This is a genomic window from Streptomyces sp. NPDC002888, from assembly GCF_042888465.1.
Lineage (GTDB): Bacteria > Actinomycetota > Actinomycetes > Streptomycetales > Streptomycetaceae > Streptomyces.
The window spans coordinates 1-24,504 of the sequence record NZ_JBIAPU010000045.1 but is presented as its reverse complement, the minus strand read 5'-3'; the positions used below and the strand labels follow the sequence as shown (position 1 = coordinate 24,504).

Sequence of the window (24,504 nt, the reverse complement as noted above, 5' to 3'; positions counted from 1 at the left end):
CCCGCCCCCGGTGCACCATGGCTGCATGCTGTTGACCCGGCTCGCCCAGGTGTCCCGGGACGTCGCCGACACCTCGGCGCGCTCCCGCAAGATCGCCCTGCTCGCCGCGTTGTTCCGGGACGCGGACGCCGACGACGCGCCGATCGTCATCCCGTATCTGGCGGGCAGACTCCCGCAGGGCCGGATCGGCGTCGGCTGGAAGGTGCTGAGCCGCCCCGCCGAACCGGCCGCCGAGCCGACGCTGACCGTGCGCGAGGTGGACGCCCGGCTCACCGAGCTCGGCAAGGTCTCCGGCCCCGGTTCACAGGCCGAACGGGCCCGCCTGGTCGAGGAGTTGATGAGGTCGGCCACCGAGGACGAGCAGCGCTTCCTTCTCGGCCTGCTCACCGGCGAGGTGCGCCAGGGCGCCCTGGACGCGGTCGCCGTGGAGGGGCTGGCGCAGGCGACCGGGGCGCCGGCGGCGGACGTACGGCGGGCGGTGATGCTCGCGGGTTCGCTGCAAGAGGTCGCTCAGGCGCTGCTCGGGGAGGGGCCGGCGACGCTGGAGCGGTTCCGGCTCACCGTCGGCCGCCCGGTGCTGCCGATGCTGGCGCACAGCGCCTCCTCGGTGGCGGAGGCGGTCGAGAAGCTGGGCGCCTGCGTGGTCGAGGAGAAGCTGGACGGCATCCGCGTCCAGGTGCACCGGGAGGGCGACGACGTACGCCTGTACACCCGCACCCTCGACGACATCACCGACCGCCTGCCGGAACTGACGTCGGCGGCGCGGGAGTTGAGGGGTGAGCGGTTCATCCTGGACGGCGAGGTGATCGCCTTCGACGGCGGCGGCCGGCCCCGTACCTTCCAGGAGACCGCCGGGCGCGTCGGCTCGCGCGTGGACGTGGCGACGGCCGCCGAGACGGTCCCCGTCTCCCCGGTCTTCTTCGACGCGCTGTCGGTCGACGGCCGCGACCTGCTCGACCTGCCGTTCGCCGAGCGGCACGCGGAGCTGGCCCGGCTGGTCCCGGAGCCGATGCGGGTACGGCGGGCACTGCTGTCCGGGCCCGAGGACGTCCCGGTGGCGGAGGAGTTCCTCGCCGAGACGCTGAAGCGCGGTCACGAGGGCGTCGTGATCAAGGCCCTGGACGCCGGCTACAGCGCCGGCCGGCGCGGGGCGTCCTGGCTGAAGGTCAAGCCCGTGCACACTCTCGACCTGGTCGTGCTGGCCGTCGAACGCGGCCACGGCCGCCGCACCGGCAAGCTCTCCAACCTCCACCTGGGCGCCCGCACCGCCGACGGCGGCTTCGCCATGCTCGGCAAGACCTTCAAGGGCATGACCGACGCGCTGCTCACCTGGCAGACCGAGCGCCTGACGGAGCTGGCCGTCGACGACGACGGCTGGGTGGTGAGCGTACGCCCGGAACTCGTCGTCGAGATCGCCTACGACGGCCTGCAGCGCTCCACCCGCTACCCGGCGGGCGTCGCCCTCCGCTTCGCCCGCGTCATCCGCTACCGCGAGGACAAGCGCCCGGAGGAGGCGGACACGGTGGAGACACTGCTCGCCGCGCACCCGGAGGTGCGGCCGTGACGGACATGACGGGCAAGCGCAGCGCGGGTCTGCTGTTGTTCCGGCACACCGACGACGGCCTTCAGGTGCTGCTCGGCCACATGGGCGGCCCGTTCTTCGCGCGGCGCGACGCGGGCGCCTGGACCGTGCCGAAGGGCGAGTACGAGTCCGACGAACCCGCCTGGGACGCGGCCCGGCGCGAGTTCCAGGAGGAGCTCGGGCTGCCGCCGCCCGACGGCGAGGCCGTACCGCTCGGTGAGGTCCGCCAGACCAACGGCAAGATCGTCACGGCGTGGGCGGTCGAGGCGGACCTGGACCCGGCGACGGTCGTCCCCGGCACGTTCCGTATGGAGTGGCCGCCGAAGTCCGGACAGGTGCAGGAGTTCCCCGAGCTGGACCGGGTGGAGTGGTTCGGCCTCGACCGGGCGCGCGAGGTGATCGTGAAGGCACAGGCCGCGTTTCTCGACCGGCTGGCGGAGCACTCGCACTGAGCAGATGGCTCCGCGTTGCGGGCCCCCGCGCCCCGCGGGAAGGTCGAAGCACAGCGCGCTTTCAGGGAGGTCGGTCATGCCCATCGCAACGGTGAACCCGGCGAACGGTGAGACGCTCAAGACGTACGAGGCCATGGGCGAGGAGGAGCTGGAACGCCGGCTCCAGCTCGCGGAGGCCACGTTCCGCACGTACCGCACGACCGGCTTCGCCGAACGCGCCCGCCTGCTCACCCGGGCGGCCGAGCTGCTCGACGAGGACCAGGCGGAGATCGCCCGGGTCATGACGACCGAGATGGGCAAGCCGATCAAGCAGGCCCGCGCCGAGGCCGCCAAGTGCGCGAAGGCGATGCGCTGGTACGCGGAGCACGCCGAGGAACTGCTCGCCGACGAGAGGCCCGCCGACGCGGACGTGAAGGACTCCGGCGCCTCCCACGCCCTGGTCCGCTACCGGCCGCTGGGCCCGGTGCTCGCGGTGATGCCGTGGAACTTCCCGCTGTGGCAGGTGGTCCGCTTCGCCGCGCCCGCGCTGATGGCCGGCAACGTCGGCCTGCTCAAGCACGCCTCCAACGTCCCGCAGACCGCCCTCTACCTGGAGGACCTCTTCCACCGCGCGGGCTTCACGGAGGGCTGCTTCCAGACCCTGCTGATCGGCTCCTCCGCCGTCGACGAGATCCTGCGGGACGAGCGCGTGAAGGCCGCCACCCTCACCGGCAGCGAGCCCGCGGGCCGGGCGGTCGCCTCCACCGCCAGCCAGATGATCAAGAAGACGGTGCTGGAACTGGGCGGCAGCGACCCCTTCGTCGTCATGCCCTCCGCGGACGTCGACCGCGCCGCCGAGGTCGCGGTGACCGCGCGCGTGCAGAACAACGGGCAGTCGTGCATCGCCGCGAAGCGGTTCATCGTGCACACGGACGTCTACGACGCCTTCGCCGAGCGCTTCACCGCGCGCATGAAGGCCCTGAAGGTCGGCGACCCGCTGGAGGACGACACGGAGGTCGGGCCGCTCTCCAGTGAGCAGGGGCGTACCGACCTGGAGGAACTCGTCGACGACGCCAGGCACGTCGGCGCGACCGTCCTGTGCGGTGGCGAACGCCCGGACGGGCCCGGCTGGTACTACCCGCCGACCGTCCTCGCCGACATCCACCGCGACATGCGCATCCACCAGGAGGAGGCCTTCGGCCCCGTCGCCACGCTCTACCGCGCCGGCGACCTGGACGAGGCAGTACTGATCGCCAACGACTCCCCGTTCGGCCTGAGTTCCAACGTCTGGACGCGGGACGAGGCCGAGGTCGACCGTTTCGTACGGGATCTGGAGGCGGGCGGTGTCTTCGTCAACGGCATGACCGCCTCCCACCCGGCGCTTCCGTTCGGGGGTGTGAAGAGGTCGGGATACGGCCGTGAGCTGTCCGGGCACGGAATCCGGGAGTTCTGCAACATCACCACGGTTTGGCACGGTGCGTGAGGCTTCCGCGGCTACGATCCCGTCTGTGAACCGCGAAGTGACTCTGCCTCTGATCGTCGACGACCGCGGTACCTTGCAGGTGGCCGCGGCCGACGTGAGCAAGCTGCTCCGCACGGTGGGCGGGCGGTGGCTGCATCTCGTCGAGGCCGGGGCGGAGGGGCTGGACGAGGATACGGTCGCTGCGCTGACGATCGAGCTTGCGAAACTTGCCGATCGGATCGACGTGGCGTGCATTGCGCACAGCAGTGGGGGTGCGCCGTAGGGGGTGCGGGGTGCGATACCGGGTGCGGGTGCGTTGTGGCTTGTCGCGCAGTTCCCCGCGCCCCTTTCAGGGGCGTCCAGTGCACGTACCTCAGGGGCGCGGGGAACTGCGCGATCAGCCACACACAACCCGCGGACGCGCTACCGGATCGGCATCCCCGACAACGTGCGCGCGATCACCAGCCGCTGGACCTCACTCGTGCCCTCGAAGATCGTGTAGATCGCCGCGTCCCGGTGCATCCGCTCCACCGGGTACTCCCGCGTGTAGCCATTGCCGCCGAGAATCTGGATCGCCTGCGCCGTCACCTTCTTCGCCGTCTCACTCGCGAACAGCTTGGACATCGAGCCCTCCGCCGCGGTGAACGGCTTGCCGCTGATGGCCATCCAGGAGGCGCGCCAGACGAGCAGGCGGGCCGCGTCGATGGACGTGCGCATGTCCGCGAGCTGGAAGGCGACACCCTGGTTGTCGATGATCGGCCGACCGAACTGCTCACGCGTCTTCGCGTAGTCGAGGGCCACCTCGTACGCGGCGCGGGCCGTACCGACGGCCATGGCACCGACCGCCGGCCGCGAAGCCTCGAACGTCGCCATCGCCGCGTTCTTCACCCGCTCACCGCCCGTCTTCGCCCTCTCCCGGGCACGGGCCATGCGCTCGTCCAGCTTGTCCTTGCCGCCGAGCAGGCAGGAGCCGGGGACGCGCACGTTGTCGAGGACGACCTCGGCGGTGTGGGAGGCGCGGATGCCGTGCTTCTTGAACTTCTGGCCCTGGGCGAGACCGGGTGTGTTCGGCGGGATGATGAAGGACGCGTGGCCCTTGGAGCCGAGCTCGGCGTCGACGACCGCGACGACCACGTGGACGTTGGCGATGCCGCCGTTGGTCGCCCACGTCTTCGTGCCGTTGATCACCCACTCGTCGTTCGCCTCGTCGTACACGGCACGCGTGCGCATGGAGGCGACGTCGGAACCGGCGTCGGGCTCGGAGGAGCAGAAGGCGGCGACCTTGACATCGTTGGCATCGCCGTACATCTGGGGGATCCAGGTGCCGATCTGCTCCTCGGTGCCGTTGGCGAGGACGCCCACGGCGGCGAGGCCGGTGCCGACGATGGACAGGGCGATGCCCGCGTCGCCCCAGAACAGCTCTTCCATGGTCATGGGTATGCCGAGGCCGGTGGGGTCGAAGTACTGCTGGGCGTAGAAGTCCAGGGAGTAGATGCCGACCTTGGCGGCCTCCTGGATGACCGGCCAGGGGGTCTCCTCACGCTCGTCCCATTCGGCGGCCGCGGGGCGGATCACGTCGGCGGCGAAGCCGTGGATCCAGTCCCGGACCTCCTTCTGTTCGTCGTTGAGCTCCATGGTGAACTCGGCCATGTCCCCTCCAGCGGCGGCGCACGCGTCAACGTGCATGTTACTTGCGGTAACACGAGTGTGTTACCGGTCGGTAGGAAAAGTCAACTCCCGACGGCAGCTCGTCAGCCCGTTCGATGTCAGGCTGCTGTCAGGTGTTAGTTTGCGCAGGCGTCATCGAAACAGCACGGGTGGGGAGAGAGCATGGACACCACGCAGCGGACCGAGCAGCAGCGATCCGCCGACCGCCGGCGGCGGGAGCTGCTGGAGGCCGCGGACCGGGTGGTGCTGCGTGACGGCCCGCAGGCCTCGATGAACGCGATCGCCGCGGAGGCGGGCATCACCAAGCCTATTCTCTACCGCCACTTCGGCGACAAGGGCGGACTTTACGCGGCGTTGGCCAAACGGCACACCGACGCGTTGCTGGACTCGCTGCGGGCGGCGCTGGACGCTCCCGCGGACCGGCGGGAGCGGGTCGAGGCGACGCTCGACACGTACCTCGCGGCGATCGAGGCGCGGCCTCAGGTGTACCGCTTTCTCATGCATCCTTCCGAGGGCGGGCAGGGCGGTGAGCAGGGGTTCGACGTCGGGAAGCACTCGGCGCCGTTGCTTCGCCGGATGGGTGAGGAGTTGGCGCAGGTCATCGAGGAACGGCTGGATCTCGGGCCTGGCGGGCAGCAGCTGGCTCGGGTGTGGGGGCATGGGATCGTCGGGATGATGCACGCCGCCGGGGACTGGTGGCTTGGCGAACGCCCTTGTACTCGGGCGGAGTTGGTGCGGAGTTTGGCTGATCTGTTGTGGGGTCGGCTTGCGGCCGCGGGGGACAAGGTGGGCAGTCCTGGGTTCTGACGGTTGTGTGGGTGCGGGCCGCCTTGAGCTGGTCGCGCCCACGCGGCGGAGCCGCAAATCGATACAGCCCCGCGCCCCTGAGGTAGATCAGCTCACCTGTGCCAAGAGGCTCGACCGACCTGGCGCATCAGTCTGCGGTGGCGCCAGCCCTTCAAGTGGTCCGCGTACACCCGCCCCTCCACGTGGTCGTACTCATGCTGCAGGCATCTCGCGAACCACCCCGTGCCGTGCACCCTCACCCGGTCCCCCGTCATCGTGAAGCCCTCGATCACCGCGTGGTCGTAGCGTTCCGTGCCGGCTTCCAGGCCCGGCAGGGAGAGGCAGCCCTCCGGGCCGCGGATGACGATGCCGTCGGCCTCGACGAGGCGGGGGTTGACGACGTGGCCGAGGTGGCGGACGTCATCGTCGTCGGGGCAGTCGTAGACGAAGACCCGCAGGGGCTCGCCGACCTGATTGGCGGCCAGGCCCACGCCGTGGGCCGCGTACATGGTGGCGAACAAGTCCTCCACGAGCTCCGCCAGTTCGGGGCCGAAGTCGGTGACCTCCCGGCAGGGCTCGTGCAGGACCGCGTCGCCGAGGAGGCTGAGGGGGCGGACGCGCCCGCGGGCGCCGGGGATCTGGCCGTGTCGCATGGCGGCAAGGGTACGGTCCTCCCTGACACGCGCATGCCGTACGGGCGTGATGGTGGTGCCGCGGTTCGGGAGTGCGAATGGATCTCGATAGGCTGACCACCTACCACGTTGCCGTCAGGCAGAGGCGCGGCGCGTACGCAAGGAGGATCGAGAACTGATGGCAGGCAACTCGGACCCGCTCTCGCCGCGGGCCAAGCTGGCCGTGACCGCGGGCAAGGCGGTCGCTGCGGCATCCCGCGCCGCGGGGCGCGGCAGCGGTTCGGTGATCGGCGGCCGGGTGGCGCTCAAGCTCGACCCCGACCTGCTGGCCCGGCTGGCCCAGAACCTGGACGTCGTCCTCGTCTCGGCGACCAACGGCAAGACCACCACCACCCGGCTCATCGCCGAGGCCCTGCGTGCCGCGGGGCCGGTCGTCTCCAACGCGCTCGGCGCCAACATGCCGGCGGGCATCACCTCGGCGCTCGCGGGTGGCTCGGAGGCGCGGTACGGCGTCATCGAGGTCGACGAGAAGTACCTCGCGGGCGTGGCCCGGGACACCGCCCCGAAGTGCATCGCGCTGCTCAACCTCTCCCGCGACCAGCTCGACCGCGCCGCCGAGACCCGCATGCTCGCCGAGAACTGGCGTGAGGGCCTGGCCGGCTCCAAGGCGGTCATCGTCGCCAACTGCGACGACCCGCTGGTGGTGTGGGCCGCGTCCTCCTCCGCCAACGTGATCTGGGTCGCCGCAGGCCAGATGTGGAAGGACGACGCCTGGTCCTGCCCGTCCTGCGGTGGCGTGATGCAGCGGCCGGGCGACGACTGGTTCTGCGGTGAGTGCGGTTTCCGCCGTCCCACGCCGAGCTGGGCGCTGTCCGGGGATCATGTGCTCGACCCGCACGGGTCCGCCTGGCCGATCCACCTCCAGCTGCCCGGCCGCGCCAACAAGGCCAACGCGGCCTCCTCCGCGGCCGTCGCCGCCGTCTTCGGGGTGCCGCCGCAGGTCGCGCTGGAGCGCATGTACCAGGTGCAGGCGGTCGCCGGACGCTACGACGTCGTCCAGTTCCAGGGCCGCGACCTGAGACTCCTGCTCGCCAAGAACCCGGCCGGCTGGCTGGAGACCTTCTCGCTGATCGACCCGCCGCCGACCCCGGTGGTCCTCTCCGTGAACGCGCGCGGCGCGGACGGCACCGACACCTCCTGGCTGTGGGACGTCGACTACACGCGTCTCACCGGCCACCCGATCTTCGTCATCGGTGACCGGAAGCTGGACCTCGCGGTGCGTCTGGAGGTCGCCAACCAGCACTTCCAGGTCTGCGAGAACCTCGACCAGGCCGTGCAGATGTGCCCGCCCGGCCGGATCGAGGTCATCGCGAACTACACCGCGTTCCAGGACCTGCGCCGCCGCGTCGGCAACTGACCACGAAGGACGAACACTTCATGAGCGACAACCAGCTGCGGGTGGTCTGGATCTACCCGGACCTGCTCAGCACGTACGGCGACCAGGGCAACGTCCTCGTCGTGGAGCGCCGGGCCCGGCAGCGCGGCCTCGACGTGGCCCGCCTCGATGTGCGCAGCGACCAGCCGATCCCGACGTCCGGCGACATCTACCTGATCGGCGGCGGTGAGGACCGTCCACAGCGGCTCGCCGCCGAGCGGCTGCGCCGCGACGGGCACCTGTACCAGGCCGTGCAGAACGGCGCGATCGTGTTCGCGGTGTGCGCCGGCTACCAGATCCTCGGCCACGAATTCGTCAACGACCTCGGCCAGCGCGAGCCCGGCCTCGGTCTGCTCGACGTGACCGCGACGCGCGGCGAGGGCGAGCGCTGCGTCGGCGACGTCCTCGCGGACATCGACCCGCGCCTGGGTCTGCCCCCGCTGACCGGCTTCGAGAACCACCAGGGCATCACCCACCTCGGCCCCACGGCCCGCCCCCTCGCCCGGGTCAAGCTCGGCAAGGGCAACGGCACGGGAGACGGCACGGAGGGCGCGTACAACGACACCGTCTTCGGTACGTACATGCACGGCCCGGTGCTGGCCCGCAACCCGCTGATCGCGGACCTGCTGCTGAAGCTCGCGCTCGACGTGAACGCGCTGCCGCCGACCGACGACCGTTGGTACGAGGCGCTGCGCAACGAGCGCATCGCATCCGCGCAGCAGCCCGCGTAGGGGGGCCTGACCTCGCGTTCCACACAGCCTGAAGGAACCTTCTAGCGCCCTGGCCCAGGGTCGTCACCGGGCCCGCCTGACAGCCCGTCCGCTCACTTGTGCGGCCGCGTCCAGCAGGCGGACGCCCCGTGGGGAACGACCCCCTCACGCCGGTAGGGTGGCCGGGATTCCAGCCGGACAGAGCGGTCCGGCTCCCGGCCCACATCGAGAAGGTTGTTTCGGGCTATGCGCATTGGTGTCCTCACGTCCGGCGGCGACTGCCCCGGCCTGAACGCCGTCATCCGGTCCGTCGTGCACCGCGCCGTCGTCGACCACGGCGACGAGGTCATCGGATTCCGCGACGGCTGGAAGGGCCTCCTGGAGTGCGACTACCTCAAGCTCGACCTCGACGCGGTGGGCGGCATCCTGGCCCGCGGCGGCACGATCCTCGGCTCCTCCCGGGTCCGTCCCGAGCACCTGCGGGACGGCGTGGAGCGGGCCAAGGGCCATGTCGAGGAGCTCGGGCTCGACGCGATCATCCCGATCGGCGGTGAGGGCACGCTCAAGGCGGCCCGGCTGCTGTCGGACAACGGCCTGCCGATCGTCGGCGTGCCGAAGACCATCGACAACGACATCGCGGTCACCGACGTCACCTTCGGCTTCGACACGGCCGTGGGCGTGGCCACGGAGGCGCTGGACCGGCTGAAGACCACCGCCGAGTCCCACCAGCGCGTGCTGATCGTGGAGGTCATGGGCCGCCACACCGGCTGGATCGCGCTGCACTCCGGCATGGCGGCCGGCGCGCACGCCGTCGTCGTGCCGGAACGGCCCTTCGACATCGAGGAGTTGACCCGCAAGGTCGGCGAGCGGTTCGAGGCGGGGAAGCGGTTTGCGATCGTCGTCGCGGCGGAGGGGGCCAAGCCGGCGCCTGGCAGCATGGCCTTCGACGAGGGCGGCAAGGACGTCTACGGTCACGAGCGGTTCGCCGGGATCGCACGTCAGCTGTCCATCGAGCTGGAGGCCCGGCTGGGCAAGGAGGCTCGGCCGGTGATCCTCGGGCATGTTCAGCGGGGTGGGACGCCTACCGCGTACGACCGGGTGCTGGCGACTCGGTTCGGGTGGCATGCGGTGGAGGCGGTGCATCGGGGGGAGTTCGGGCAGATGACCGCGCTGCGGGGGACGGACATCGTGATGGTGTCGTTGGCGGAGGCGGTCGAGTCGCTGAAGACGGTGCCTGCGGAGCGGTACGCCGAGGCGGAGTGCGTGCTTTAGCCGTCTGGCGGGTGCGGGTTGATTGTGGCTTGTCGCGCCCACACGGCGGAGCCGCACATTGATACAGCCCCGCGCCCCTGAGTGTCTTGCAGTCGCCCCCGGTCGCAGACGCGGCCGGGGGTCGTCTTAGTCTTGGGCGGACAGACGGCACATCCCCCCACGAAACAGGAGCCGGCGCAATGGATCACGGCGGGCACGGCATGATGATGGATCTGCCGCCGTTCACGCTGGGGCGGGGGCTCCAGTGGTCGGCGGATCCGTTCTTCCTCACTGCCTGTCTCGTGGGGCTCGGGCTGTACGGGTGGGGGGTCGTGCGGCTGCGGCGGCGCGGGGACACCTGGTCCGCGTGGCGGACGCTGTCGTACGTCGCGGGGGTGCTGTCCATCGGGCTGATGATGTGCACGAAGCTGAACGACTACGGGATGGTCATGTTCAGCGTGCACATGGTGCAGCACATGGTGATCAGCATGCTGTCTCCGATCCTGATCCTGCTCGGCGCCCCGGTCACGCTGGCCCTGCGCGCGCTGCCGACGGCGGGGCGTGGCCGCAAGGGGCCGCGTGAGGTGCTGCTGATGCTGCTGCACAGCCGGTACATGCGGATCATCACGCATCCGGCGTTCACGATCCCGCTGTTCATCGCCAGCCTCTACGCGCTGTACTTCACCCCGATCTTCGACTTCCTGATGGGCTCCAGGACGGGGCACATCGCGATGATGGTGCACTTCCTCGCCGTGGGTGTGGTGTTCTTCTGGCCGATCATCGGCGTGGACCCGGGTCCGAGCCGGCCGGGGTATCTCATGCGGATGCTGGAGCTGTTCGCGGGCATGCCGTTCCACGCGTTCTTCGGCATCGCGCTGATGATGGCGTCGACCCCGATGGTGGAGACGTTCAAGAACCCGCCCGCCTCACTGGGCATCGACGCGCTCTCCGACCAGAACGCGGCCGGCGGTATCGCCTGGGCGTTCAGCGAGATTCCGTCCGTACTGGTACTGGTCGCGCTGTTGTTCCAGTGGTACGGCTCGGAGCAGCGGCAGGCCAGGCGCAAGGACCGGGCCGCGGATCGGGACGGCGACAAGGAACTCGAGGCGTACAACGCCTATTTGGCCTCATTGAACGCACGGGGGCGCTGACCGCTTTTCCATTCAGTAGCATGAAGCGCGTTGGGGGAACCGCCGGGGGGAGCGGTGATGAATATTCGCGCATTCATGCGAGGGGCCGGAATTCGGGTGGTCCGCCGGATCGCCGTGTTGCTGGTCCTCGTTCTGGTGACGAGCGGGTGCGACCGGGACGCACCGCTGTTGGTGGTGCGGGCCGTCGCGGTGGGCGTTCCGTCGCTCGCGCCCTTCTTCGACGAGAGTCAGGGGCTGGGTCACGACGCCGAGATCCGGTCGCTGGCGGCGCCGGGCAGCCTTCAGCAGGGTGATACGCCCGGGCTGTACGGCGGCACCAAGCAGCCCGGGATCTGTGACGTCGAACAATTGAAGGAATTTCTCGCCGATCCGCGAAACGACCGGAAGGCTCAGGTGTGGGCCGGCGTTTTCGGCATCACCACCGAGGAGATTCCGGGGTTTCTGGACCGGCTCACACCCGTACTGCTGCGTCACGACACGCTCGTGAAGAACCACGACTACAAGAAGGAAAAGGCCGTTCCTTTCGACTCCCTGCTCCAGGCGGGAATCGCGGTTCTCGTCGATGAACAGGGAGTTCCGGCTGTGAAGTGCTCGTGCGGAAATCCGCTGCGGCCCTTCACGGGTGACGCCGACCGGATCGACGTGAAGTTCCAGCACGGGAACAAGGCGTGGAAGGGGTACGACCGTTCCTCCGTGGTCGCCGTGCGCCCGGCCTCGCGGCAATTGGAGCGGCTCGCACTCGTCGACGTGGACGAGCCGCAGCGCGGCATCGACCGGCCGATCGGCACGACGGGCGAGAAGGACACCACGTTCAACACGCGGAAGGTGCGTACGGTGCCCAGCCTGACGGGGACCACCTTCGGGGAGGCGAGCCGGAAGCTGGCCGACAACGGGCTGGGTGCCTCGTACGACGGGGAGGGGCTGCCGCCGGACGACGCCCGGGTCACGGCGTCCGATCCGCCGGCCGGGACCGAGCTGCGGTTCGGGGAGTACGTGGTGCTGCGCGTGGCCGGGGGGTCGGGCAGGGCGAGCACTCCCCCGGGCCCGGGAGGGTCGGAGTCGACGCACACCCCGCCGACGTCGTCGGACCCGCCGACCTCGTCCGGCCCCCCGGCCTCGTCCGATCCGCCGTCGTCGAGCACGCCGCCGTCGTCGTCCAGCGCTCCGCCGTCGTCGAGCCCGCCGCCGTCGAGCGACCCGCCTCCGTCGAGCCCGCCGCCCTCGTCGGACGATCCTCCGTCCCCCGAACCGCCGACCAGCGCACCGCCGACCACGACCAGCGCACCGCCGGAAATCACCAGCGGACCGCCGGAGAGCATCAGCGCGCCGCCCACCACGGCGCCCGAAGCACCGCCGGAACCGCCCAAACCGCCCACCACCGCGCCCGAAGCACCGCCGGAACCGCCAGAACCGCCGGAACCGCCCACCACCGCGCCCGAAATACCGCCGGAGCCGCCCACCACCGACCCCGCGACCAGCGCCCAGGCATAGCGCCGTACCGCCGTAGCGCCCCCGTAGAAACCCGGGAGTCACCGGATGCCTTCAGGACCACCGACGTCGGGAGTGGGCCGGCTCATCGCCGGCCGTTATCTGCTGCTGAACCCGCTGGGCAGCGGCGGCATGGGCCATGTGTGGCTCGCCCACGACCAGAGACTCGCCTGTGACGTCGCGCTCAAGGAGATCGTGTTCCGCGACCCGGCCGAGGCCGACGACGAGCGGGAGGCCAGGGTCGCCCGGGCCCGCGCGGAGGCCCGGCACGCGGCGGGGCTGCGTGACCATCCGCACGTGGTGACCGTGCACGACGTGCTGGAGCACGAGGGGCTGCCGTGGATCGTCATGGAGTACGTGGCGGACGCCGTCGACCTGCGTGAACTGGTGGCCCGGCACGGCCCGCTCGCCCCCGCCGAGTGCGCCCGCATCGGCCTGGCGGTGCTGGACGCGCTGACCGCCGGGCACGAGCGGGGCGTCCTGCACCGGGACGTGAAACCGGCGAACATCCTGCTGGCGCCGGACCGCACCGGGGCGCCGTACGGGCGGGTCCTGCTCGCCGACTACGGGATATCGGTGCAGCCGGACGCCGGGGAGCCCAGGTACACGCTGGCGTCGGTACTCGTGGGCACGGCCGGCTATCTCGCACCGGAACGGGCCACGGGCGGGCCGCCCACCCCGGCCGCCGACCTGTTCTCCCTGGGCTGCACGCTCTACTACGGCGTCGAGGGCTGCGGCCCCTTCGAGCGCGACACGCACCTCGCGGAGATCACCGCGGTGGTCACGGAGGAGCCGGGGCCGACGGTGCGCGCGGGCGCGCTGGAGCCCGTGCTGCGGGCGTTCCTCGTGAAGGATCCGGCGCGGCGGATCGACGCGGCGACGGCGGAGGTGGCCCTGTCGCAGATCGTGCTGCCGCAGGCGGACGCCCATGCGCGGACGCAGACCGATCTGGGGTCGCAGCCCCACTGGAGCGGGCCTCAGCGGCAGCCGGGCGCCGGCTTTCAGGGGTTCGGTCCGGTGCCGGTGGTGCCGCCCGCGGGCCTTTTGGGGGCCGGGCCGGTGCCCGACATGGCGCCCGCGGGTCTTCCGGGGCTCGGTCCGGTCCCCGTCGTGCCGGACCGGGCGGCTTGCTCCGGGCGGGGGCGGCGGATCCGGCATGCCGTGCTGGCCGGCGTGCTCGGGCTGGTCCTCGCCCTTGGCGGGGTCTGGTACGCGACGGCGGACAGGGTGGCGGCGGGAGACGGGGCGGAGTGGCCGTACGGGGAGAAGGTGGGGCTGGCCGGGCCGCTGAAGGACGGTGACTGTGTGATCGCCGACTGGACCGGCGCGGAGCGCTTCGACGGCACGCCCCGGCTGGCCCTGGACCCGACCTGCCGGGACAAGGCGCCCGACGGGCAGGTGATGGCGTTCGTGGGAGCGGCCTCGGCGGCTCAGGCACGTCGGCTGGGGCCCGGGCGGTGCGAGGAGCGGACGCGGGAACTGCGGGAGCGACTGGCGGACGTGCGGAGCGTCGCCGTCGTCCCGACCGGGGCGGGGTTCGAGGCGGCCGGGCGGCGCGTCGCCTGCCTGCTGCTGGGGGCGCACGGGCCGGTGTACGGGCCGCTCGGCACGCACCGCCGGATCGGCGCCGCTTTCACCGACACGTCGAACATGCAGAAGCGGGACTGCCTGCGCACCGGCTCCGACCGGGACGCCCGGCTGGCCTCCTGCGAGGGGTCGTACGACGAGCTGGTGATCGGATTCACCCGGTTGGGCGCCGAGGTGACGCTCGCCGAGGCGCGCACCGAGTCGGACGCCGCGTGCCGTCGGGAGGTGGCGCCGGGCGACTACGGGTTCGATCCGTCGGTGTACGAGTCGGGCTCCTGGTCGAGCCAGGGACCGTGGAAGTCCGGAACGCGTTACGTCGTGTGCACCGTCCGGAGGCAGAACCAGGGCACCATGGAGGGGGACGGACCATGAGGAGGGTGTTGCGATGCCCGGATCCACGAACGGTTCCACGAAGACCATGGGGGTGATCACCGTCGGCGGCCTGGTCGCGGTGACGGCCTACACGGTGGCACTCGGCAGTAACGGCTGGCTGTGGTTCGGCTGGGTGGTGCTGGGTCTGATCACCCTCGGGATGGTCGCCACGCGCAGCACATAGATCTCACTCCGGCGCGAGCCGGGCCGCCGAGTGCACGCCCGGCTGGTACTTCGGCAGCCGGGCGGTGACCTTCATGCCCGCCCCTAGGGCGGTCTCGATGACGAGGCCGTAGTCGTCGCCGTAGACCTGGCGGAGCCGGTCGTCGACGTTGGACAGGCCGATACCGCCCGACGGGCTGACCTCGCCGGCGAGGATGCGGCGCAGCAGGTCCGGGTCCATGCCGGCGCCGTCGTCCTCGATGACGACGAGGGCCTCGGCGCCGCTGTCCTGCGCGGTGATCTGGATGTGGCACTTGTCGGCCTTGCCCTCCAGTCCGTGCTTGACGGCGTTCTCCACGAGCGGCTGGAGACACAGGAACGGCAGGGCGACCGGGAGCACCTCCGGGGCGATCTGCAGGGTGACGGAGAGGCGGTCGCCGAAGCGTGCCCGGACGAGCGCCAAATAGTGGTCGATGGCGTGGAGTTCGTCGGCCAGGGTGGTGAAGTCGCCGCGCCTGCGGAACGAGTAGCGGGTGAAGTCGGCGAACTCCAGGAGCAGTTCGCGGGCGCGCTCGGGGTCGGTGCGCACGAACGAGGCGATCACGGCGAGGGAGTTGAAGATGAAGTGCGGGGAGATCTGGGCGCGCAGGGCCCTGATCTCCGCCTCGATGAGCTTCGTCCGGGACTGGTCCAGGTCGGCCAGCTCCAGTTGGACGCTCACCCAGCGGGCCACCTCGCCGGCCGCGCGGACGAGCACGGCGGACTCGCGCGGGGCGCAGGCGACGAGGGCGCCGTGCACCCGGTCGTCCACGGTGAGCGGGGCGACCACGGCCCAGCGCACCGGGCAGTCGGGGGCGTCGCAGGTGAGTGGGAACGCCTCGCCTCGGCCGGTCTCCAGCGGGCCGGACAGGCGCGCCATGATCTCGGTGCGGTGGTGGGCGCCCACGCCGTCCCAGACGAGGACCTGTTCCCGGTCCGTCAGGCACAGCGCGTCGGTGCCGAGCAGGGTGCGCAGTCTGCGGGCCGACCTGCGTGCGGTCTCCTCCGTCAGGCCCGCCCGCAGCGGGGGTGCGGCGAGGGCGGCGGTGTGCAGGGTCTCGAAGGTGGCGTGTTCGACGGGGGTGCCGAGCCCGCCGAGGGTCTGCGGGCGCGCGGTGCGGCGGCCGAGCCAGAAGCCGGCGGCGAGGAGGGGCAGGACGGCGACGCACAGCCCCGCGAGGAACCCGCTCATGGGGCAACTCCCTCTTGTGCTCTCACGCCTTCACCTCCGCCGCCCGCAGCTCCTCCGGCAGGTGGAACCGGGCCAGGATCGCCGCCGTGCCCGCCGGGACCCGGCCCGGGGTCGCCAGGGACACCAGGATCATGGTGAGGAAGCCGAGCGGGACCGACCACAGGGCGGGCCAGGCGAGCAGGCTGTGCAGGGGGCCCGAGCCGGGGACGCCGGCCATGGTCGCGGCGACGGCCAGGAAGGCGGACCCGCCGCCCACCAGCATGCCGGCGGCAGCGCCGGGCGGGGTCAGGCGGCGCCACCAGATGCCGAGGACGAGCAGCGGGCAGAACGACGAGGCGGACACGGCGAACGCGAGCCCCACGGCGTCGGCGACGGGCAGCCCGCCGACCAGGGTGCTCGCGGCCAGGGGTACGACCATGGCCAGGCCGGTGCCGAGTCTGAAGTGCCGTACGCCGCGCGACGGGAGGACGTCCTGGGTGAGCACGCCCGCCACGGCCATCGTGAGCCCCGAGGCGGTGGACAGGAACGCGGCGAAGGCGCCCCCGGCGACCAGCGCGCCCAGCAGGTCGCCGCCGAGGCCGCCGATCATCCGGTCGGGCAGGAGCAGGACGGCGGCGTCCGCGTCGCCGGCGAGTGCGAGTTCGGGGGCGTAGAGGCGGCCGAGGGCGCCGTAGACGGGCGGCAGCAGGTAGAAGCCGCCGATCAGGGCGAGGACGGCGACGGTGGTGCGGCGGGCGGCGACGCCGTGCGGGCTGGTGTAGAAGCGGACGACGACGTGCGGCAGGCCCATGGTGCCGAGGAAGGTGGCGAGGATCAGGCCGTACGTGGCGTACAGCGGGCGTTCCTCGCGGCTCGCGGCGAGCGAGGTGGACATGCCGCCGTTGGTGCCGCGGGCGGCCGCGGGGACGGGCGCGCCCCGGTCGAAGGTGAGGCGGGTGCCGGCCGCGACGCGGTGGGTGCCCGTGGGGAGTTCGAGGCGGGTGTCGTCGTGCCGGCGGCCGTCGATCGTGCCCCGGACGGTGACGGTCAGCGGCCCTTCCAGCCTCAGGTCGACGGTGTCCTCGACGCGGACGACCCGCTGTGCGCGGAAGGTGGGGGGTTCCTCGAAGGCCTGCCGGGGTGCTCCGTCGCCCTGCCAGGCGAGGACCAGGAAGAGGGCGGGGACGAGCAGGGCGGTGAGTTTCAGCCAGTACTGGAAGGCCTGCACGAAGGTGATGCTGCGCATGCCGCCCGCGGCGACGGTCGCGGTGACGACGACGGCGACGATCAGCCCCCCGAGGGTTTCCGGCGCGCCCGTGAGGACGGTCAACGTCAGTCCGGCGCCCTGGAGTTGGGGCAGCAGGTAGAGCCAGCCGACGCCCACGACGAAGGCCCCGGCGAGCCGGCGTACCGCCTGGGATGCGAGGCGGGCCTCGGCGAAGTCGGGCAGCGTGTAGGCGCCGGAGCGGCGCAGCGGGGCGGCGACGAACAGCAGGAGGACCAGGTATCCGGCGGTGTAGCCGACCGGGTACCAGAGCATGTCGGGGCCCTGGACCAGGACCAGTCCTGCGATGCCGAGGAAGGACGCGGCGGAGAGGTACTCGCCGCTGATGGCGGCCGCGTTGAGGCGGGGGCCGACGGTGCGGGAGGCGACGTAGAAGTCGGAGGTGGTGCGGGAGATGCGCAGGCCGAAGGCGCCGACGAGGACGGTGGCGACCACGACGAGGGCGACGGCGGGGACGGCGTAGCTGGAATTCATCGGCTGTCGGTTCCCGGCCGTCGGTTCAGCGGTCTTCGACGAGACGCACGAAGTCGCGTTCGTTGCGTTCGGCGCGCCGCACGTACCAGCGGGCGAGCAGGACCAGCGGGCCGTAGAGGCCGAAGCCGAGGACCGCCCACTCCAGGCGGCGGGCCTGCGGGGCGGCCGCGAACACCAGGGGCAGGGGGCCGACGAGCAGGCCGAGGACGGCGAACACGGTGAGGGCGGCGCGCAGTTGGGTGCGCATCAGGGAGCGGACGTAGGTGTGGCCGAGGGTGGTCTGCTCGTCGATCTCGGTGCGGGGACGGTAGTAGCCGGAGGTGCGCCGGATGCGGCGGGGCGGTCCGGTGACGACGACGCGGCGTTCGGTGGGGTCCTGGGGCATGTCACGGCCTCCTCATCAGCAGGTCCCGCAGCTCGCGCGTGTGGCGCCGGCTGACCTGGAGTTCCTCGCTGCCGACCAGGACGCTCACCGTGCCCGCGTCCAGGCGGAGTTCGCCGACGTGGTGCAGGGCGACGAGGTGGCGGCGGTGGATGCGGACGAAGCCGCGGGAGCGCCAGCGCTCCTCCAGGGTGGACAGCGGGATACGGACGAGGTGGCTGCCGCGGCCGGTGTGCAGCCGGGCGTAGTCGCCCTGCGCCTCGACGTGTGTGATGTCGTCGACGGCGACGAAGCGGGTCACGCCGCCGAGTTCGACGGGTATGTGGTCGGGGTCGGGTTCGTGGACGGGTATCCGGGGGGCGGTGCCGCGCGGTTCGGCGGCGCCGAGTTCGACGACGCGGCGGACCGCCTCGGCGAGGCGTTCCTTGCGGACGGGTTTGAGGACGTAGTCGACGGCCTTGAGGTCGAAGGCCTGGACGGCGAAGTCCTCGTGGGCGGTGACGAACACGACCAGCGGCGGCCGGGCGAAGCCGGTCAGCAGCCGGGCCAGGTCGAGGCCGTCGAGGCCGGGCATGTTGATGTCGAGGAAGACGACGTCGATCGCCTCGGGGCCGCCCGGCCCCGACTCCAGGGCGCGATTCATGCGGCGCAGCGCCTCGGTCGCGTCACCGGCGCCCTCGACACTCCCGATCCGGGGATCCGCGGTCAGCAGATAGAGCAGTTCCTCGAGCGAGGGGCGTTCGTCGTCGACAGCCAGGGCGCGCAGCATGAACGTGGAGTCTAGGAGCAATTCGTACGCCAGGACATGCGGTCGGTGTGCCTGTTCCCGCTGGATACGGTGGGGCCCGGGCGCTGGATACGGTGGGGCCATGAACAGCAGGCCCACATCGTTCGACGAGCTCGACCGGAAGATCGTCACCGCTCTCATGGCGAACGCCAGGTCCAGTTTCGCGGAGATCGGCGCGGCGGTCGGTCTGTCGTCGACGGCGGTCAAGCGGCGGGTGGACCGGCTGCGCGAGACGGGCGTGATCACCGGGTTCACGGCCACGGTGAAGCCTGCGGCGCTGGGCTGGCGCACCGAGGCGTACGTGGAGGTGTACTGCGAGGGCGCGGCGCCGCCGCGGCGGCTCGCGGAGGTGGTGCGCAACCATCCGGAGATCACCGCGGCGATGACGGTGACGGGCGGCGCGGACGCGCTGCTGCACGTGCGGGCGCGGGACGTGGAGCACTTCGAGGAGGTACTGGAGCGGATCCGCGTCGAGCCGTTCATCCGCAAGACGATCAGCGTGATGGTGCTGTCCCATCTGCTGCCGGAGGCGCCGGAGGCGGGTGCCAGTCAGCCCGCGCCCGAGGGCGCATGACACGTGCGTGGGCTGCGGAGACAACGCAGCGTTGCTGCGCGAACACGCAGTCTTTCTTTCTTGTCGGGCGTCTTGGCCGCTCCCTACCGTGGTGTCATCCCAGTCGACACCGCAGGAAAAGCGGAGGAACCCCTCTGTGCCAGAAAGCCGTGTCCAGCGCCCTCGGCGCTTTCTCGTCTGCGAACCCAGACACTTCGCCGTGCAGTACGCGATCAACCCCTGGATGCATCCCGACGCCCACGTCGACGTGGACCTCGCGCAGGAACAGTGGCAGTCGCTGATCAGCGCCTACCGTACGCACGGGCACACCGTCGACTCCGTGGAGCCGGTTCCCGGCCTCCCGGACATGGTCTTCGCCGCGAACTCGGCGGTCGTCGTCGGCGGCCGTGTGCTCGGCTCCCTCTTCCACGCGCCGGAGCGGCGTCTCGAGGCCGTCCACTACGACTCCTGGTTCAAGACGGCCGGCTACGACGTCCACCGGCCCGAGGCCGTCTGTGAGGGCGAGGGCGACCTGGTCTGGACGGGCCGCTACCTGCTGGCCGGCACCGGGTTCCGGACGGCCCGGGACGCGCACCGCGAGGCGCAGGAGTTCTTCGGCCACCCGGTGATCAGCCTGACCCTGGTGGACCCGTACTTCTACCATCTCGACACCGCGCTGTTCGTCCTCGACGACCGCGACGACAGCAACGCCAACAACATCGTGTACTACCCGGAGGCCTTCTCCGCCGGCAGCCGTGAGGTGCTCGCGCGGCTGTACCCGGACGCAGTGCTGGCCACCCGCGACGACGCGATGGCGTTCGGCCTCAACTCCGTCTCCGACGGACGCCATGTCTTCATCGCCCCGGCCGCCGAGGTCCTCGCGGACCGGCTCGCGGGCCACGGCTACGTCCCCGTCCCCGTCGACCTGTCCGAGTTCCACAAGGCCGGCGGCGGCATCAAGTGCTGCACCCAGGAGATCCGCTCATGACCGCACCCGCTCGTACGCGCACCTCCGCCGACCTGATCCGCGCCGAGGAGCCCGTCCTCGCGCACAACTACCACCCGCTGCCCGTGGTCGTCGCCCGCGCGGAGGGCACCTGGGTGGAGGACGTCGAGGGGCGCCGCTACCTCGACATGCTGGCGGGCTACTCGGCCCTCAACTTCGGCCACCGCCATCCGGCCCTGGTCGAGGCGGCGCACCGCCAGCTCGACCGGCTCACCCTCACCTCGCGCGCCTTCCACAACGACCGGCTCGCCGAGTTCGCCGAGCGGCTGGCGGAGTTGACCGGGCTTGACATGGTGCTGCCGATGAACACGGGCGCCGAGGCGGTGGAGAGCGGCATCAAGGTGGCCCGCAAGTGGGCGTACGAGGTGAAGGGCGTCCCGGCCGACCGGGCGACGATCGTGGTCGCGGCGGACAACTTCCACGGCCGTACGACGACGATCGTGAGCTTCTCGACGGACGAGTCGGCGCGCACGGGGTTCGGGCCGTTCGCCCCGGGCTTCCGGGTCGTGCCCTACAACGACCTGGCCGCGTTGGAGGCGGCGGTCGACGAGACCACGGCGGCGGTGCTGATCGAGCCGATCCAGGGCGAGGCGGGCGTCGTCATCCCGGACGACGGCTATCTGGCGGGCGTCCGCGAGCTGACCCGCCGGGCGAACTGCCTGTTCGTCGCGGACGAGATCCAGTCGGGTCTGGGCCGTACGGGGCGGACGCTGGCGGTCGAGCACGAGGATGTCGTACCGGACGTCCTGCTGCTCGGCAAGGCGCTCGGCGGGGGCATCGTGCCGGTGTCGGCGGTCGTCGGGCGCCGGGAGGTGCTGGGCGTGCTGCGGCCGGGCGAGCACGGCTCGACGTTCGGCGGCAATCCCCTCGCCGCGGCGGTCGGCACGGCCGTCGTCGAGCTGCTGGAGACGGGTGAGTTCCAGAGCCGGGCCGCCGAGCTGGGCGTGGTGCTGCGGGACGGTCTGACCGAGCTGGTCGGCAAGGGCGTCGTCGGCTTCCGCTCGCGCGGCCTGTGGGCGGGCGTCGACGTCGACCCGGCCCTCGGCACCGGCCGCGAGGTGAGCGAACGCCTGATGCGGCAGGGCGTCCTGGTCAAGGACACCCACGGCTCGACGATCCGCCTGGCCCCGCCTCTGACGATCACGGCGGAGGAACTGGGCTCGGCGCTGGACTCCCTGGAGAAGGTGCTGACGGGAGGGGTCTGACGCCGGCCGGCGGAGGGGCGCCGGGTCCCGGCACTCCTCCGCCTCGGTCAGTTCCGCGGCTTGTATGCGCTGATCACGTACCGTGCCTCGTCGTCGACGGCCCGCTCGTCCCAGTCCACCTCGATCCGCAGCGGGTGGCCGTCCTTCGCGTACTGCACCTTTACCACGTCCGCGTGGTCGTGGCGGGCCTGGTCCAGTTCCGCGAGGAGGTCCGCGAGGGTGGGGATCGCGTCGGGTGACTGGCTCACCACCCGTCGGCTGTCCGCGTCGAGTCCGGTCGCCCGTGCCACCTCGCCGTCACGGACGGTCACCCGGAAGGTGCCGATGAGGGCCCGCTCCCCCTCGCTCGACGTGAGCGTGTAGGTGTAGGCGGCGGGCTCGGCCCAGGCGGGGCGGCTCGGTCCGGCCCCGGGTGTCGCCTCGGCGCCGCAGGCGGTCAGGACGGCGCACGACAGCAGGGCGCGGGCGGTGGAACGTACGGCGGTCATGGGCGGCCTTTCGCTGGGCCTTCGCTGGTGGTCGCCCCTTTGACGCCCGGCGGAGGAGGAACGTTCGCCGGGGGCGGTCGGCTCGGGGTGCGTGTATCTGGTCCACGACCCGGTCGGCTCGGGGTGCGTGTATCTGGTCCACGACCCGGTCGGCTCGGGGTGCGTGTACCTGGTCTACGACCCGGTCGACGGGCGGTGCGCCATGGCCGCCGCGGGGGTATTCCGCGCCCGCCGTGGTCGGTCCCGACGGCACGGTCACGTTCGTGGAGCTGCCCCAGGGGGCACCGCTGGGCGCGGGCGGGCCGCCGTTCGAGTCGGTCGAGCTGTCCCTGGCGCAGGGCAGCACGCTCGCGCTGCACACAGACGGGGTGCCGGCGCACGGCGAGGAGTGGGCCCTGGACGCCGGCCGGGAGCGGCTGCGGCGGGCCCTGGAGAGGTCGGCGGACGCGCTCGACTGCGCTGCCGGGCCGTCGTCGACGCGCTGGTCCCGGCCCGCCCGTACGACGCCGTGGCGCTGCTGATGGCCCGCACCCGCCGGCTGGGTGCCGACCAGGTGGCGGACTGGGACCTGCCGGGGGATCCGGCGGTCGTCGCCGACGCCCGCAAGGCGGCGAGTCGGCGACTGGCGGAGTGGGGGCCGACGAGCCGGCCTTCACGACCGAGCTGTCGTCAGCGAGCTGGTCACCAACGCCATCCGGCACACCCGCGGCCCGATCCGGCTCCGGCTGATCCGGGAGCGGGCGCTGTTCTGCGAGGTCTTCGACGGCGACGCCACCACCCCGCACCTGGGTCGTCCCCGCACCGCGGACGAGGGCGGTCGGGGGCTGCTGCTGGTCTCCCGGTTCACCCAGCGGTGGGGCACGCGCTTCGTCCCCGACGGGAAGATCATCTGGGCCGAGCAGTCGCTGACGGAGTCCGCGGTGTGACACCAAGCGGCACCTCTCGTCCCACATGATGCGAAACTGGTTCAAAACCGGCGGTGAGGCGGCGGCCATGGACGACGAGACGGCGATCGACTACGCGGCGCTGTTCCAGGCGTTGCCGGGCATGGTCGCGCTGCTCACCCGCGATCTGGTCTACGCGGACATCAACGAGGAGTTCCTGCGGGTGACGGGCCGCAGACGCGAGCAGGTGGTGGGACGCCATCTCTTCGACGTGTTCCCCGACAACCCCAATGACCCCGCCGCGACCGGCATGCGCAACCTGGAGGCCTCGCTGCAGCGGGTGCTGGCCACCGGCGAGCGCGACGCCATGGCCCTGCAGCGCTACGACGTGGAGTCCCTCCCCGGCGTGTGGGAGGAGCGCTACTGGAGCCCGGTCAACGTGCCGGTGCTCGGCGCGGAAGGCAAGGTGGAGCTGCTGGTGCACCGGGTCGAGGAGGTCACCGAGCTGATCCGGGCCCGCGGCGGCCCGAGCGGCAGCCGGGCCCGGGTGCTGGAGGCCGAGCTGTACACGCGCGCCCGTGAACTCCAGGAGCTCAACGACCGTCTGCGCCAGGCGCACGCCCGCGAACGCGAGGTGGCGATGGCCCTTCAGGAGGCGATGCTGCCCGCCGCCCGCCAAGTGGGCCGCCGGCAGGCCGCCGTGCGCTACCGGCCCGCGGTCGGCGCGCTGAACGTGTGCGGGGACTGGTACGACCTGGTCGACCTGGTGGGCGGCAACCGCATCGGTGTCTCCGTGGGGGACGTCGTGGGGCACGGCCTCGAGGCGGCCGGTGTGATGGGCCAGCTGCGCAGCGCGCTGAGCGCCACGTCCCGCGTGGCCGACGGCCCCGCGCAGGCCCTGGACGTCCTGGGCCGGTACGCGAACGTCGTCGACGGCGCCGAGTCGGCCACCGCGGTGACGACGTTCATCGACTGCGACCTCCACACGATCACGTACAGCAGTGCCGGCCACCCGCCGCCGGCACTGGTCCATCCCGACGGCCGGGTGGAGTTCCTCGACCGGGCCACCGACACCCCGCTCGACGCGCGCCCCGACCCGATCCCCAGGCCCCAGGCCGGTACCACCTACACCGACGGCGCCATTCTCGCCCTGTACACGGACGGGCTGGTCGAGCGGCGCCGCGAGGACATCGACACCGGTCTGGCCCGCCTGGCCGGCTCCCTCGCCCGGCACCGCGACGACGACCCCGAGTCACTCGCCGACGCCGTACTCCTGGAGCTGCTGCCGCCCGGCGGTGCCACGGACGACACGGCACTGGTCATCGTGCGGCTGTGAGCGAGGCGTTCCGCATGACAGCGGCTGCACCTGAACTGACATCCCACGACTTGCCGGAGCGCGGCGCTGCGATGTGCAGGTCGCGCCTGTACCTCGTTCGCGTTGAACGCCGACGTCTGGAAGGGCAAGCGGCCCGCCGGGAACAGCCGGTCCGGCCGGCGCGGTTGCATCGACCGA

Annotated in this window: 23 protein-coding genes and 1 pseudogene; 17 read left to right on the top strand and 7 right to left on the bottom strand. The window is 71.7% G+C overall.

All coding sequences use genetic code 11. The annotated features are described in order from the left end of the window. Positions 1-25 precede the first annotated feature (25 nt). The 4 genes from ACFYWX_RS44725 to ACFYWX_RS44710 all read left to right on the top strand — a co-directional run bounded on the left by ACFYWX_RS44725 (position 26) and on the right by ACFYWX_RS44710 (position 3,758). Positions 26-1,564 (top strand): ATP-dependent DNA ligase, encoded by a 1,539-nt coding sequence (locus ACFYWX_RS44725; protein WP_389431167.1) that lies wholly within the window; start codon positions 26-28, stop codon positions 1,562-1,564. A gap of 5 nt (positions 1,565-1,569) precedes the next feature. Further along, positions 1,570-2,034: an NUDIX domain-containing protein gene (locus ACFYWX_RS44720; RefSeq protein WP_389431202.1), complete on the top strand. Its 465-nt coding sequence runs from the start codon at positions 1,570-1,572 to the stop codon at positions 2,032-2,034. Positions 2,035-2,110: 76 nt separating this feature from the next. After that, complete coding sequence (locus ACFYWX_RS44715) at positions 2,111-3,496, top strand: NADP-dependent succinic semialdehyde dehydrogenase (RefSeq protein WP_389431166.1); 1,386 nt, start codon at positions 2,111-2,113, stop codon at positions 3,494-3,496. A gap of 25 nt (positions 3,497-3,521) precedes the next feature. Next, complete coding sequence (locus tag ACFYWX_RS44710; protein WP_133931902.1) at positions 3,522-3,758, top strand: DUF6213 family protein; 237 nt, start codon at positions 3,522-3,524, stop codon at positions 3,756-3,758. A gap of 140 nt (positions 3,759-3,898) precedes the next feature. Here ACFYWX_RS44710 and ACFYWX_RS44705 read toward each other — a convergent pair whose 3' ends face one another. Further along, a complete protein-coding gene (locus ACFYWX_RS44705; protein WP_389431164.1) occupies positions 3,899-5,125 on the bottom strand; it encodes an acyl-CoA dehydrogenase family protein in 1,227 nt (408 codons plus the stop codon). A gap of 180 nt (positions 5,126-5,305) precedes the next feature. On the opposite strand from ACFYWX_RS44705, the gene ACFYWX_RS44700 reads away from it, so the two are divergent. Continuing rightward, entirely contained in the window at positions 5,306-5,950 is a 645-nt protein-coding gene (locus ACFYWX_RS44700) for a TetR family transcriptional regulator (RefSeq protein ID WP_389431163.1), read from the top strand. Between the two features lie 92 nt (positions 5,951-6,042). Here ACFYWX_RS44700 and def read toward each other — a convergent pair whose 3' ends face one another. Then, positions 6,043-6,582, bottom strand: a complete 540-nt coding sequence (def, locus tag ACFYWX_RS44695) for a peptide deformylase (protein WP_389431161.1) — start codon at positions 6,580-6,582, stop codon at positions 6,043-6,045. A 157-nt stretch (positions 6,583-6,739) separates the two neighbouring features. Between def and ACFYWX_RS44690 the strand changes: the two genes are divergently transcribed. The 7 genes from ACFYWX_RS44690 (at position 6,740) to ACFYWX_RS44660 (ending at position 14,739) form a co-directional block, all read left to right on the top strand. Further along, on the top strand, positions 6,740-7,978 hold the full coding sequence (locus tag ACFYWX_RS44690) for a MurT ligase domain-containing protein (RefSeq protein WP_389431159.1): 1,239 nt from the start codon (positions 6,740-6,742) through the stop codon (positions 7,976-7,978). A 20-nt stretch (positions 7,979-7,998) separates the two neighbouring features. Further along, positions 7,999-8,727, top strand: coding sequence for a type 1 glutamine amidotransferase (locus tag ACFYWX_RS44685; RefSeq protein ID WP_389431157.1), 729 nt, complete (start codon positions 7,999-8,001; stop codon positions 8,725-8,727). Positions 8,728-8,952: 225 nt separating this feature from the next. After that, a complete protein-coding gene (locus ACFYWX_RS44680; protein WP_389431156.1) occupies positions 8,953-9,978 on the top strand; it encodes a 6-phosphofructokinase in 1,026 nt (341 codons plus the stop codon). A 179-nt stretch (positions 9,979-10,157) separates the two neighbouring features. Continuing rightward, positions 10,158-11,108: a cytochrome c oxidase assembly protein gene (locus ACFYWX_RS44675; protein ID WP_389431155.1), complete on the top strand. Its 951-nt coding sequence runs from the start codon at positions 10,158-10,160 to the stop codon at positions 11,106-11,108. 57 nt (positions 11,109-11,165) lie between these two features. Then, the gene (locus ACFYWX_RS44670; RefSeq protein WP_389431153.1) at positions 11,166-12,599 is read left to right on the top strand and encodes a DUF6777 domain-containing protein; all 1,434 of its coding nucleotides are present in this window, start codon (positions 11,166-11,168) and stop codon (positions 12,597-12,599) included. 45 nt (positions 12,600-12,644) lie between these two features. Beyond that, positions 12,645-14,555 carry a protein kinase gene (locus ACFYWX_RS44665; protein ID WP_389431152.1) on the top strand — a complete coding sequence of 637 codons (1,911 nt, stop codon included), beginning with the start codon at positions 12,645-12,647 and terminating at the stop codon, positions 14,553-14,555. Positions 14,556-14,568: 13 nt separating this feature from the next. After that, positions 14,569-14,739 carry a hypothetical protein gene (locus ACFYWX_RS44660; RefSeq protein WP_389431151.1) on the top strand — a complete coding sequence of 57 codons (171 nt, stop codon included), beginning with the start codon at positions 14,569-14,571 and terminating at the stop codon, positions 14,737-14,739. Positions 14,740-14,742: 3 nt separating this feature from the next. On the opposite strand, the gene ACFYWX_RS44655 is transcribed toward ACFYWX_RS44660, so the two are convergent. The 4 genes from ACFYWX_RS44655 to ACFYWX_RS44640 are packed head-to-tail and all read right to left on the bottom strand — an operon-like array spanning position 14,743 to position 18,837. Continuing rightward, the gene (locus tag ACFYWX_RS44655) at positions 14,743-15,948 is read right to left on the bottom strand and encodes a sensor histidine kinase (protein ID WP_389431150.1); all 1,206 of its coding nucleotides are present in this window, start codon (positions 15,946-15,948) and stop codon (positions 14,743-14,745) included. 22 nt (positions 15,949-15,970) lie between these two features. After that, positions 15,971-17,686 carry a cation acetate symporter gene (locus ACFYWX_RS44650; protein ID WP_389431149.1) on the bottom strand — a complete coding sequence of 572 codons (1,716 nt, stop codon included), beginning with the start codon at positions 17,684-17,686 and terminating at the stop codon, positions 15,971-15,973. Positions 17,687-17,711: 25 nt separating this feature from the next. Next, positions 17,712-18,071, bottom strand: coding sequence for a hypothetical protein (locus tag ACFYWX_RS44645; RefSeq protein WP_389431147.1), 360 nt, complete (start codon positions 18,069-18,071; stop codon positions 17,712-17,714). A gap of 1 nt (position 18,072) precedes the next feature. After that, entirely contained in the window at positions 18,073-18,837 is a 765-nt protein-coding gene (locus ACFYWX_RS44640) for a LytR/AlgR family response regulator transcription factor (RefSeq protein ID WP_389431146.1), read from the bottom strand. Positions 18,838-18,937: 100 nt separating this feature from the next. On the opposite strand from ACFYWX_RS44640, the gene ACFYWX_RS44635 reads away from it, so the two are divergent. The 3 genes from ACFYWX_RS44635 (at position 18,938) to rocD (ending at position 21,619) form a co-directional block, all read left to right on the top strand. Then, positions 18,938-19,429, top strand: coding sequence for an Lrp/AsnC family transcriptional regulator (locus tag ACFYWX_RS44635; RefSeq protein WP_389431145.1), 492 nt, complete (start codon positions 18,938-18,940; stop codon positions 19,427-19,429). A 136-nt stretch (positions 19,430-19,565) separates the two neighbouring features. Then, positions 19,566-20,396 carry a dimethylargininase gene (gene ddaH, locus ACFYWX_RS44630; RefSeq protein WP_389431144.1) on the top strand — a complete coding sequence of 277 codons (831 nt, stop codon included), beginning with the start codon at positions 19,566-19,568 and terminating at the stop codon, positions 20,394-20,396. Next, complete coding sequence (gene rocD / locus ACFYWX_RS44625) at positions 20,393-21,619, top strand: ornithine--oxo-acid transaminase (protein WP_389431142.1); 1,227 nt, start codon at positions 20,393-20,395, stop codon at positions 21,617-21,619. The genes ddaH and rocD overlap by 4 nt, the downstream gene beginning before the upstream one ends. Before the next feature lie 47 nt (positions 21,620-21,666). On the opposite strand, the gene ACFYWX_RS44620 is transcribed toward rocD, so the two are convergent. Beyond that, positions 21,667-22,107 (bottom strand): DUF6174 domain-containing protein, encoded by a 441-nt coding sequence (locus tag ACFYWX_RS44620; RefSeq protein ID WP_389431141.1) that lies wholly within the window; start codon positions 22,105-22,107, stop codon positions 21,667-21,669. A 148-nt stretch (positions 22,108-22,255) separates the two neighbouring features. Between ACFYWX_RS44620 and ACFYWX_RS44615 the strand changes: the two are divergent. Further along, positions 22,256-23,033 (top strand): annotated as a pseudogene (locus tag ACFYWX_RS44615) (SpoIIE family protein phosphatase); the annotation flags it as partial. Positions 23,034-23,100: 67 nt separating this feature from the next. Then, positions 23,101-24,327, top strand: a complete 1,227-nt coding sequence (locus ACFYWX_RS44610) for a PP2C family protein-serine/threonine phosphatase (protein WP_389431140.1) — start codon at positions 23,101-23,103, stop codon at positions 24,325-24,327. The last annotated feature ends 177 nt before the right edge of the window (positions 24,328-24,504 follow it).

Coding starts and splice junctions, on each gene's coding strand:
- ACFYWX_RS44640 (WP_389431146.1), bottom strand. CDS start 18,837: ATGCTGCGCGCCCTGGCTGTCGACGACGAACGCCCCTCGCTCGAGGAA.
- ACFYWX_RS44610 (WP_389431140.1), top strand. CDS start 23,101: ATGGACGACGAGACGGCGATCGACTACGCGGCGCTGTTCCAGGCGTTG.
- ACFYWX_RS44635 (WP_389431145.1), top strand. CDS start 18,938: ATGAACAGCAGGCCCACATCGTTCGACGAGCTCGACCGGAAGATCGTC.
- ACFYWX_RS44665 (WP_389431152.1), top strand. CDS start 12,645: ATGCCTTCAGGACCACCGACGTCGGGAGTGGGCCGGCTCATCGCCGGC.
- ACFYWX_RS44675 (WP_389431155.1), top strand. CDS start 10,158: ATGGATCACGGCGGGCACGGCATGATGATGGATCTGCCGCCGTTCACG.
- ACFYWX_RS44690 (WP_389431159.1), top strand. CDS start 6,740: ATGGCAGGCAACTCGGACCCGCTCTCGCCGCGGGCCAAGCTGGCCGTG.
- ACFYWX_RS44660 (WP_389431151.1), top strand. CDS start 14,569: ATGCCCGGATCCACGAACGGTTCCACGAAGACCATGGGGGTGATCACC.
- ACFYWX_RS44650 (WP_389431149.1), bottom strand. CDS start 17,686: ATGAATTCCAGCTACGCCGTCCCCGCCGTCGCCCTCGTCGTGGTCGCC.
- ACFYWX_RS44670 (WP_389431153.1), top strand. CDS start 11,166: ATGAATATTCGCGCATTCATGCGAGGGGCCGGAATTCGGGTGGTCCGC.
- ACFYWX_RS44715 (WP_389431166.1), top strand. CDS start 2,111: ATGCCCATCGCAACGGTGAACCCGGCGAACGGTGAGACGCTCAAGACG.
- ACFYWX_RS44685 (WP_389431157.1), top strand. CDS start 7,999: ATGAGCGACAACCAGCTGCGGGTGGTCTGGATCTACCCGGACCTGCTC.
- ACFYWX_RS44725 (WP_389431167.1), top strand. CDS start 26: ATGCTGTTGACCCGGCTCGCCCAGGTGTCCCGGGACGTCGCCGACACC.
- ACFYWX_RS44720 (WP_389431202.1), top strand. CDS start 1,570: ATGACGGGCAAGCGCAGCGCGGGTCTGCTGTTGTTCCGGCACACCGAC.
- ACFYWX_RS44655 (WP_389431150.1), bottom strand. CDS start 15,948: ATGAGCGGGTTCCTCGCGGGGCTGTGCGTCGCCGTCCTGCCCCTCCTC.
- ACFYWX_RS44700 (WP_389431163.1), top strand. CDS start 5,306: ATGGACACCACGCAGCGGACCGAGCAGCAGCGATCCGCCGACCGCCGG.
- ACFYWX_RS44705 (WP_389431164.1), bottom strand. CDS start 5,125: ATGGCCGAGTTCACCATGGAGCTCAACGACGAACAGAAGGAGGTCCGG.
- ACFYWX_RS44645 (WP_389431147.1), bottom strand. CDS start 18,071: ATGCCCCAGGACCCCACCGAACGCCGCGTCGTCGTCACCGGACCGCCC.
- ACFYWX_RS44620 (WP_389431141.1), bottom strand. CDS start 22,107: ATGACCGCCGTACGTTCCACCGCCCGCGCCCTGCTGTCGTGCGCCGTC.
- rocD (WP_389431142.1), top strand. CDS start 20,393: ATGACCGCACCCGCTCGTACGCGCACCTCCGCCGACCTGATCCGCGCC.
- ACFYWX_RS44680 (WP_389431156.1), top strand. CDS start 8,953: ATGCGCATTGGTGTCCTCACGTCCGGCGGCGACTGCCCCGGCCTGAAC.
- def (WP_389431161.1), bottom strand. CDS start 6,582: ATGCGACACGGCCAGATCCCCGGCGCCCGCGGGCGCGTCCGCCCCCTC.